Origin of the sequence: Bacillus sp. CDB3 (assembly GCF_002081505.1) — a bacterium.
GTDB lineage: Bacteria > Bacillota > Bacilli > Bacillales > Bacillaceae_G > Bacillus_A > Bacillus_A cereus_AT.
This window is the reverse complement of the sequence record NZ_ALBR01000013.1, coordinates 1-9812: the sequence shown is the minus strand read 5'-3', so window position 1 is coordinate 9812 and position 9812 is coordinate 1. Positions and strand designations below refer to the sequence as shown.

Sequence of the window (9812 nt, the reverse complement as noted above, 5' to 3'; positions counted from 1 at the left end):
ACGTTTTCGTTTTGTTGTACGTTCGACCGTACCTTACCTACTACGTAGTATACGTACTTAATTAAATTAAATAAACGTAAACGTAAAACGGTACACGACAAGTGCAGACCTTTTTTTATATGTATCAAGAAATGATGTCGTAAATCTCAATTGCAACCATGTCGATGTTGTCGAATTGATACACTTGAGGTTTTTCACCTTGTTGATACACTTCTAACTCATACATTTCACTTTTATCGAAAAATTTCACGCTACATTTGCGCTCACCGTTCACTTCAAAATAGCGTTGTGCTACTTCACCGCTTTCAGCTTGTTCTTGTAGACTAACAAGTCGAGTTAAAATTCCTTGGAGTAGAGACATGAAATCTCTCCTTTCTCTGATCTTCCTACCAATAGGTTTTACAGCTATACTCATTCTATCCGTCATAACAGAAAAAATGTTCCACACTCTAGGATAAAGGTTCTTGGCCAGAAACTCAACTAAAATTTGTCGAAATACGAAGGAAAAAGAAGAAAGAATATCTTTTTCCTTCTTTATTGCTCTTTTTATACTGACAGAATATAATAAAACACAGAAAAAGGGAGGAATTACAATGAAAAAAATTGAGGTTTATACACAGCCTGATTGTCCGCCTTGTACCATTGTGAAAGAATTTTTAAAACATAATGACGTTGCGTATGAAGAATTTGACGTAAAAAAAGACGCCGCTGCACGCAATCGTCTTTTATATGACTATGACTCCTATTCAACTCCAACAGTTGTAATTGACGGAGAAGTTGTCGCAGGTTTTCAAATTGAAAAATTACAACAGCTACTTGGTATAGAATAGGAATAGGGAGAAACCTATTCCTATTCTCATAATTGTTGTAACCTTTTTATTTCAGTCAAAAGTTCCTGACTTTCATGATACCCTGCTAATTTCCATTTCCCATTATCCTTTTGTAATGTCACAATTTGATATTGTCCACTTTTTGCCCGTTCATAGACATATAAATTTTTATGTTCCTCATCATATGACATTTTTGTTTCTGAATTAAAGGAAAACGGAGCTTCTTTTGCTGGAAGTAAATACTCACCACTTTGTTTTTCATTTCTACTGTTTTCATCTGTAAAAACTTGAAGGAAATTATTTGTAAAATATGGTGATAACGTCTCTATCATCTTATTCATTGGTATCTGCTTCCCTCGAATTGAAAATTGCGTCTCATAACCTTTTTGTATCGTTGTAAACACTTCTTTCCGATCCACTTTCACTTCTTCTTTCCCTAAAACAGTTGTGACACTATAGCCAACTAGAAAGGCAACACATATAAATAGAACAAACCATATTCCATATTTCCTCATTTTTTCACCTTCCTTTTAAAAGAGCTTGTCTTTGTAGTATTCATTGTAACAATGATTATGCAAAGACAGGGATGATTTCGTTCGTAAAATCTTTACAACGATAGACAGCATTTTCATTATTATTTTCACTATTACCAATTTATGATAAAAACAAACAAAAAAATGCACGAATCTCTTCGTGCATTAAAATAAAACGTCTTCTTCATATAAATATTCATAAGATAAATCTATAAATAAAAAGTTTTCATCATCAATCGGGAAAGAAAATGTTCGTACCATTTCACCAGTTTCAATATCGGCATATAAATCTGAAAGTCGCGCCTTATTTTCAAAACGCATTTTCATGATATTCTCAAGAAAATACGGACGCCAACTCCAGTTTTTCATATAATACTCCGGCATCACAATCCATTCCCCATCTTTTTTCATAACATTACCTGATTGCTGGAAACCATCTTCATTACAAATAAATATCCGAAAACTACATTGTGATACACTTTGGCTAAATTGTAATAACCAGTCATTTATATCTTCATTCTTTTTTTGTTTTGACAGAACATCACCAATTCGATCACGTAACATCTCTGTTAAATTATAAATTTTTTGCAACTTCTTCTTCTCATGCAGAATAAATTGATGACATTCATTACCAAGTCGCTCTTTTAAAACATTCGTTTCAATAAAATCCGGTAAACATTCTTTTAAATAATTACCTTGATAATATCTACCACCGTTTTTCCAAGCATATTGTAGTTGATAAAAAGCATCAATCTCTTCATATAACAATGTCGCACCAATTCTTCTAGCAAGTAAAGATAAGGAATATAAAATATCTTGATAAGATTGTAAAAGTGCAGTTTGCCTTAGGTTTGTTAAATCTACTTTTAAAATATCCGGTGCTAACACGCTAATACGTTCTAAATTACTTGTACCCGTTCCAACTTTATTAATCGAAATTTGAATACCATATGTACGATAATACATCAGCAAATGATTAAATTGCTCGATATCTTCTTTACATTCATGTTCTGTAATCTCTAAAACAATGTGGTTCAAATTTAAACCTTGTTTTTCATACATCAATAAAAGTTGAAGTAAACTTTCATCTTCATCATTCATTAATACATTAGCATTCCGATGTATAAATAATAATAATTTTTGATCTGTTTCTAAATACCTATTTAACGCTTTTTCTACTATGATATTATCTGCTTCCAGTTGGAACTCACTCGGAATAGAATCATCATGGAAGAAAGATGCTAAACTTTGTATGCCCTCTTCTGTTTGAATACGTCCTACAACTTCATATCCAATTACTGTATGCTCATCAGCACTAAAAATAGCTTGATAATAAGGAAGGACTTTATCCAAGTTACTCATTACATCTAATGCATCTATCAACGTGCTTCCCTCCCTTTACTTTTCAAAAATTATAACACGATATTTACGGAAAAATAATAAAAAATCCCTTCAGTTTTCCTGAAGGGATTAGAGGGGTAAAATGCTAAGGGGAATTAGCAATTCTACTATGAAGAAAAAAGAGGTCTTAAATATACCGTATATATTCCCCTTTGTAAACACCTTTCTCTCAGGTGTCACAATTCCGTCACATTTTACCGGAGAAAAATGAATAAATCATTCATTTTTCATCCCTTTTAAAATGGATATTGGTGCAAATGCTGGCCACCATCCATTGTCATACAAGTTCCATTTATGTATGCAGCTTCGTCTGAACATAAATAATAAGCTAGACCTGCGATTTCTTCTGGTGTCCCCAATCTACCAAGTGGGACACTCTGTATTGTACGCTTAGCCATTTCTTCTGAAATCCATAATTTATCGGCACCACCCGTACGTTCAATCGGTCCTGGTGCGATAGCATTAACTCGTATCCCATATTTACGTCCCCACTCAACAGCAAGCGTTTTAGTCATTGCTAATACACCAGCTTTAGCTGCTGCTGAATGAATAACCCCTGGCCCTGCATCCCATGCATATGTTGCCACCATGTTAATGATATTTCCTTTTATACCTTTTTCAATCCAATATTTTCCGACAGCCTGGCTACAATAAAATGTACCATTTAATACAATGTTAATTACCGAATTCCAGCCATTCACAGATAAGTCCTCTGCTGGACAAATAAAGTTTCCAGCTGCATTATTTATTAAAATATCAATTCGTCCAAACTTCTCATCAATATGCTCAATCATCTTTTGGATATCATCAGTATTTCGTACATCCATTTGTACAGGCAATACTTGCCCCGGAAACTGTTCAATTTCTAGCTTTGTTTCTTCTAGTTTTTCTTTTGTACGTCCTGTAATAACAACTCGTGCCCCTTCTTTCGCAAAACGAATCGCCATTCCTTTTCCCATTCCACTTGATCCACCTGTTATAATAACTACCTTCTCTTTCACATACATCCCCTCCAAAAAATGAATACACATTCATTTTATCATTTTATTTAACAGAAATCTTTATATTTTTAATATTTTCTGATATTTTAACGTAAAGAGGTTTCTTTCCGTTCATTTTTTCGTAATCTATACTACTTTTTTAATATCCAAAATATATTTTTAAAAAACTGAAAGGAGATTCAAGTAACCTGTATATGAAAAAAATTACAAGAAGAACTTTTTTAAAAGCTGGAATACGCACTTGTCTATATTCATTTATCACCGCTAGCATCGGCTATTACTATGCTAAATATATAGAACCCTATTTACTTTCTTTTACCCAACACACACTTACATCACAACTCATACCAAAAGGTTTTCATGGTATGAAGATTCTTCAATTTAGCGATTTACACCTGGGATACTATTTCTCTCTCCAACATTTATCTCAAATCGTTTCCAAAATCAATGCTGAAAAGCCAGATATCGTCCTTTTTACTGGTGACCTCATTGATGATTATCAAACATATACCGAGGCTCCTTTTGTGGCATCCATTTTAAAGAATATACAAGCACCCTTTGGCAAATTTTCCATTTATGGTAACCACGACCATGGCGGATATGGAACTGAATACTATGATCACATCATGCGTGAATCGGGATTTGAACTTTTACAAAATAGTGAAAAGCGAATTCGTTTACTGGATAATAGTGAAATTTCCATTTTCGGGCTCGATGATGTACTACTAGGTAAACCAAAAATAGCGGAAACTTTACAGCACGCAAAACAAAATATTTATACAATTGTTCTCATTCACGAACCAGATATCGCGCCACAAATCGCTACATATCCAATCAACCTTCAACTTTCTGGTCATAGCCATGGCGGACAAGTACAAATTCCTTTTTTAGGTGCTATTATTACCCCGTCGCTTGCAAAACAATATATTGAAGGTTTCTATAACATTCAGGATTTGACTCTCTATGTCAATCGAGGTATTGGAAGAACACGTGTCCCATTCCGCTTTATGTCAAAACCCGAAATTACACTCTTCACCCTACAACATTCGTAACAATTCGCCTATTTTCTTACTTATCCTTTCTTGTACTCGCTCATCCACGCTTGGTCTACCATATGATAAAAATGAGTCCAATAAAGGAGGTTTGTTCATGTATCCATATTATCAACCAATCCCAGTTCGTTCAGCACCTATTGGCCCAGCAGGCGACTCACGCTTCTTTCCATTTTTCGGTGTTCCATTTCTAGCCGGAATTGCTGGAGGATTACTCGGTGGAGCATTAGCTTTCGGCCCTAGACCGTTTTATCCGCCTTATCCACCACCTTTCCCACCACCAGCACCCTTTCCTTGCTACGGAGGGCCTTGTCAGCAACCATACTATTACTAATTAAAAAAACTATTCTTCCAAATCTTATTCTATCAAGGAACCGACTCATCACACGCTTATAATAAAAACTATTCTCTCTACTCATTCTTCAATTTTAGGAACATATGAGTAGAGAAAAAAAGTAAAAACCTCTTAATTGCACTAAGAGGTTTTTACTATATTCCCACTATTCAGCATCTGTATTTTGATAAGCCATCTTAAATAAACTCACTTGGCTATCAATTTCTTCTGCACCACTATTAATAATATAATAATAGTCACCATCTTTATTTTGTTCACGTGTTTTCACATTATCAGCTAAAGTAAGCTGTAAAATTGCCTTTATTCTCGCTTTCATTTCAATATCTAAAATTGGGAAAGATATTTCTACTCGTTTTTCCATATTTCGTGTCATCAAATCAGCTGAAGATAAGTATATTTTCTCATCTCCATTATGATGGAAATAATAAATACGACTATGTTCTAAATATCTTCCCACAACACTAACTACACGAATATTTTCACTTACATTTGGAATCCCAGGTCTTAAACAACATGTCCCTCTAACGATGAGCTCTACCCTTACCCCAGCTTGCGATGCTTCATACATTTTTTTTATTAACGGTTTATCTGTTAACGAATTCATCTTAGCGATAATATATCCATTTCCATATTGTCTATGGTAACGGATTTCCTCATCTATTAAATCCATAAATTGCTCTCTTATATCAAATGGTGCAACAGATAAATGATGAAAATGCGGTTTCGTTGTATAGCCACTCAAATAATTAAAGAAATTTGTTGCATCTATACCAAAGTCTTTTCGCGATGTAATATATCCAAAATCGGTATATAACTTCGCTGTTGCATCATTATAATTTCCGGTTCCAAGATGTACAAACCTTTCAATTTTTCCGTTTCTTCTTCTTACAACTAACGTAATTTTACTATGCGTTTTCAAGTGACTTACTCCGTAAATAACGTGACATCCGGCCTGTTCCAATTCTTTAGCCCAATGAACATTATTCTCTTCATCAAACCTCGCCTTTAACTCAACCAATACCGTCACTTGTTTCCCTTTTTCAGCCGCTACCTTTAGCGCCTGAATAATCGGAGAATCTCCACTTACACGATATAATGTTTGTTTGATTGCAAGTACATTCGAGTCATCTGCCGCATCACGGACAAAATCAACGACTGGCTGAAACGACTCAAAGGGATGGTGTAATAAAATATCATGTTCTATCGCTTTTTCAAATACATCTTCCTCATCACCTAAATCTTGAGGAGGTTGAGGAATAAGAGCCGGATATACTAGATGTTCATATAAAGGCGCTAGTTTTTTATATAAGGAGAATAAACATGTTAAATCTAACGGTCCATCCATCATGTACACATCTTCATCTTTTACTTCCAACACTTCATACAATAACGCTAACACTCTTTCATCAATGTGTTCTTTACCAACTTCTAAACGAACGGCAGCTCCCCACTTACGCTTTTTCAATTCTTTTTCAATTACTTTTAATAAATCGCGTGCACCTTCTTCATGGATTGTTAGATCCGCATTACGTGTAATACGGAAACGAGTAACGGGTGATACGTTATATCCCGTGAATAATTTATGAGTAAAACCACTAATTACATCTTCTAATAAAATAAATTTATGTTTTTGCCCTTCACTCGGTAAAAATATGAAACGCTCCAACAAAGAAGGCACTTGGACAATTCCTAACTTCGTGCGATTTTCTTCCTCTGCCTGCTTCTCATCGTATAAAATAGTAGCTAAATTCAAGCTTTTATTTAATAACATAGGAAATGGACGATACGCATCAATAGCTACAGGAGTTAATACCGGAAAGATTTGTTCATCAAAATATTCTTCTATAAATTCTCTCTGCTCTTTCGTCAAATCATGGAATGTTAGACGCTCAATCCCCTCTAGTTCAAGCGCTGGCAATACATAACCTTTAAACGTGTCATACTGTACAGTCATTAACTCATGAGCTTTTATCGCAATCTTATTTAACTGTTTCTTCGGTGTTAAACCCGCTTTATTTTCTGGCTGATTAAATCCGGCACTTACTTGATCTTTCAAACCTGCTACACGCACCATAAAAAATTCATCTAAATTTGAACTGAAAATACTAATAAACTTTAATCTTTCTAAAAGTGGATTATTTTCATCTTGCGCTTCTTGTAGTACACGTTCATTAAAAGCTAGCCAGCTCAACTCACGGTTATTATAATAAGCTGTATCATTTAAATTTACTAAATTCCCCTTTAGCAATTCCATTCTCTTCACACTTCCCTTTGAAACTTTTTCACTATAATTTAGTTACTTTTATTTTATCAAATTACTATATTCCAAAGTGTTAATTTTTTGTAAAGACATCCGTACAACTTAACGTTTTGATTCAAATGATAAGTTAATATTCGTTTTCAATACTCTTTCCAGCTGCTTTTTTTGCTTTTCAGCTTGCACTTTTTCTGATAACGCCGATTGCTCACATACAATTCTAAATGTTAATCCTTCTTTACTTTCTGTTATAGATATCGTTTCAACAAGCGATCTTTGTCTCACATTTAAAGCAGCTGAAAATTGCAAAACAGCTCCTAATAACCGAATTTTTTTTGTTCACTTTTCTCAAACCAACCTTCAAATGGAGCTAAATGTTGTTTAAATAACATTTTTGATTTGTACGAGGCAATAAGCGCTAATCTAACTCGGTCTTTATGCATCATACCATCAATTGTTTTATTCGCTAGCAAATAAAACGTATGTAAACGGCTCGCTTCTTCATCTATGTACTTCCCAATATTAAATACTTTCGCCGCTTGATGGAATATTTCCCAGTCTTTTTCCGACATAGAAATAAGTCCTACTCCTTCAAGTTGTTTACAAATCAATGTTCCTTGTTTAATAAGTTGAATTACAAATTCCATATCCATTTCGTATTCAAATGATAATAGATGTAAACTTTCTTCTACTACGTTTGGATAGTACGAAATCCCCAAATCTTTCGTTAATTCTTCATAGAAAACACCTTCTCTTAATCCTTTTTTACTCAATACAAATGCCGGTGCCTCTATAACGTTAACAAGTATATGAAAGACTTCGATAGCTGGAATAATCGTATCCGCTCGATCTTTTGCTAACCCCTCTAACTTTTGAAGCTCTATGAACGACAATTCTTTTAATTCCTCTTTTACATGTTGAATATCTTCTTCTTTCATTTTGTATAAATGTAATCCAGCTATAGGATAACAAATTAAATTTTGATGGATTTTCACCAAGTTCCTCGCACTTCCACCAATTGCGATAAGGGGTAATTTTTTATCGATTAACCATGGTAACGTTCGAAATTGATTCCATAAATAGTTTTTAATTTTCTCTAACTCTTCTGTAGTAGGAATATCACCTTGAATAAATTGTTGCTTTAAAGAAAGTGCTCCAAAAGGAAAGCTATGATATTCTAAAATTTCTCTATTTCGGAAGTATGTAACTTCTGTGCTTCCCCCACCAATATCAACTGTAACTCCTTCTGAAAATGAAGTAGAATTCATAACTGCTAAATAACCGTAACGCGCTTCTTCATATTCTGATAAAACTCTAAGAGTAAAATCTGTTTGTCCTTCAACAAGTTTTTTAATTTCATATTGATTCTCTGCCTGTCTAATTGTTGCCGTTGCGACACATAGCACATGATGCAACTTATGAAATCGTGTACTTTCTTGAAATTGAAATAATGTTTGTAACAATACTTCTATTCCTTCTTCGCTTAATACACCATCTACTAAGTAATTTCTTAACCTAGCGACCACTTTCGTATTTTCAATCTCTTTATAAAAACCTCCGCTTTGTTTTTCATAAATAACTAAGCGCATTGTATTAGAACCAATGTCTATAATGGCATATTGTTGTTTTAATATTTCTTTCAAACTTCTCACTCTTTCATTATCAAATTTCTGAAACATGTTCTATCACTATTATACAAAATAGTTGTTTTTTGTAACAATATTGCTTTAATATTGAAAATATATACAATTACTTTTTGCATATAATAAAAACCCATTTTATTTATGCTATAATAAGGAAAAATTGAAAGGAGATTCAATATGAAACCTTCACAACCACAATCTCAATTACATAACCAACATTCTATTAATAGACTAGCTCAATCTATTTTCGTTGTGAATCGTCATGCTAAAGCTGCAACTAACCCTAAGTACTTATACTGGTTAAAAAAGACTGCTTTAGAACGCTTAATTACTGAAAAGAAGGCTATCAAAGAAGGATTACATTTTTCTAGAAATCCACGTTTTAGTCAACAACAATCCGATGTTCTTATACGTTTAGGTGATTATTTTTTCCATATCCCTCCTACGAAAGATGATTTTCGCACCCTACCGCATCTTGGTCACCTTGAATCCTCCTATCGAAATCCGAAAACAACCTTATCTTTAACAATAGCAAAAAAAACACTGCAAAATTATATTGGTCCTGAAGCATTAAAACAAGAAAAAAAATTAAGCGAACCAGTTCCATGGTATAGTCGTACTTATACAAAAAAAATAAAACAGTTTAGGCCGAACGTGTAGGCCGAAACTGTTTAATTTTTTACTTCTTCTTTAATTTTAATTATTTGTCTTGTTTATTAAAAGTACTATTTTTCTTGTAT

Annotated in this window: 9 protein-coding genes and 1 pseudogene; 4 read left to right on the top strand and 6 right to left on the bottom strand. The window is 33.7% G+C overall.

Translation table 11 applies throughout. From position 1 onward, the window contains the following. Nucleotides 1-124: 124 nt before the first annotated feature. Nucleotides 125-361: a YkuJ family protein gene (locus CDB3_RS04260; RefSeq protein ID WP_000055151.1), complete on the bottom strand. Its 237-nt coding sequence runs from the start codon at nucleotides 359-361 to the stop codon at nucleotides 125-127. Between the two features lie 232 nt (nucleotides 362-593). Here CDB3_RS04260 and CDB3_RS04255 point away from each other — a divergent pair, with 232 nt between their 5' ends. Beyond that, on the top strand, nucleotides 594-830 hold the full coding sequence (locus CDB3_RS04255; RefSeq protein WP_097830867.1) for a glutaredoxin family protein: 237 nt from the start codon (nucleotides 594-596) through the stop codon (nucleotides 828-830). A gap of 26 nt (nucleotides 831-856) precedes the next feature. On the opposite strand, the gene CDB3_RS04250 is transcribed toward CDB3_RS04255, so the two are convergent. The 3 genes from CDB3_RS04250 to fadH all read right to left on the bottom strand — a co-directional run bounded on the left by CDB3_RS04250 (nucleotide 857) and on the right by fadH (nucleotide 3765). Next, on the bottom strand, nucleotides 857-1345 hold the full coding sequence (locus CDB3_RS04250; protein ID WP_097830866.1) for a DUF3993 domain-containing protein: 489 nt from the start codon (nucleotides 1343-1345) through the stop codon (nucleotides 857-859). A gap of 183 nt (nucleotides 1346-1528) precedes the next feature. Continuing rightward, the gene (locus CDB3_RS04245) at nucleotides 1529-2746 is read right to left on the bottom strand and encodes an EAL domain-containing protein (RefSeq protein ID WP_000564312.1); all 1218 of its coding nucleotides are present in this window, start codon (nucleotides 2744-2746) and stop codon (nucleotides 1529-1531) included. Between the two features lie 254 nt (nucleotides 2747-3000). Then, complete coding sequence (gene fadH, locus CDB3_RS04240) at nucleotides 3001-3765, bottom strand: 2,4-dienoyl-CoA reductase (protein ID WP_097830865.1); 765 nt, start codon at nucleotides 3763-3765, stop codon at nucleotides 3001-3003. A gap of 194 nt (nucleotides 3766-3959) precedes the next feature. Between fadH and CDB3_RS04235 the strand changes: the two genes are divergently transcribed. Next, nucleotides 3960-4817, top strand: coding sequence for a metallophosphoesterase (locus CDB3_RS04235; RefSeq protein WP_128853582.1), 858 nt, complete (start codon nucleotides 3960-3962; stop codon nucleotides 4815-4817). A 97-nt stretch (nucleotides 4818-4914) separates the two neighbouring features. Further along, nucleotides 4915-5151, top strand: coding sequence for a hypothetical protein (locus CDB3_RS04230; protein ID WP_000283735.1), 237 nt, complete (start codon nucleotides 4915-4917; stop codon nucleotides 5149-5151). 166 nt (nucleotides 5152-5317) lie between these two features. Here CDB3_RS04230 and CDB3_RS04225 read toward each other — a convergent pair whose 3' ends face one another. Both CDB3_RS04225 and CDB3_RS04220 read right to left on the bottom strand, forming a co-directional pair. After that, on the bottom strand, nucleotides 5318-7426 hold the full coding sequence (locus CDB3_RS04225; protein ID WP_128853581.1) for a polyphosphate kinase: 2109 nt from the start codon (nucleotides 7424-7426) through the stop codon (nucleotides 5318-5320). A gap of 108 nt (nucleotides 7427-7534) precedes the next feature. Further along, nucleotides 7535-9108, bottom strand: a pseudogene (locus CDB3_RS04220) (Ppx/GppA phosphatase family protein). Nucleotides 9109-9249: 141 nt separating this feature from the next. Between CDB3_RS04220 and CDB3_RS04215 the strand changes: the two are divergent. Further along, on the top strand, nucleotides 9250-9732 hold the full coding sequence (locus CDB3_RS04215; RefSeq protein ID WP_128853580.1) for a YkyB family protein: 483 nt from the start codon (nucleotides 9250-9252) through the stop codon (nucleotides 9730-9732). Nucleotides 9733-9812: the final 80 nt, after the last annotated feature.

Bases quoted from the DNA above. Each gene is read 5' to 3' on its own strand.
- CDB3_RS04260 (WP_000055151.1), bottom strand. From the start codon at position 361: ATGTCTCTACTCCAAGGAATTTTAACTCGACTTGTTAGTCTACAAGAA.
- CDB3_RS04255 (WP_097830867.1), top strand. From the start codon at position 594: ATGAAAAAAATTGAGGTTTATACACAGCCTGATTGTCCGCCTTGTACC.
- CDB3_RS04250 (WP_097830866.1), bottom strand. From the start codon at position 1,345: ATGAGGAAATATGGAATATGGTTTGTTCTATTTATATGTGTTGCCTTT.
- CDB3_RS04235 (WP_128853582.1), top strand. From the start codon at position 3,960: ATGAAAAAAATTACAAGAAGAACTTTTTTAAAAGCTGGAATACGCACT.
- CDB3_RS04230 (WP_000283735.1), top strand. From the start codon at position 4,915: ATGTATCCATATTATCAACCAATCCCAGTTCGTTCAGCACCTATTGGC.
- CDB3_RS04225 (WP_128853581.1), bottom strand. From the start codon at position 7,426: ATGGAATTGCTAAAGGGGAATTTAGTAAATTTAAATGATACAGCTTAT.
- CDB3_RS04215 (WP_128853580.1), top strand. From the start codon at position 9,250: ATGAAACCTTCACAACCACAATCTCAATTACATAACCAACATTCTATT.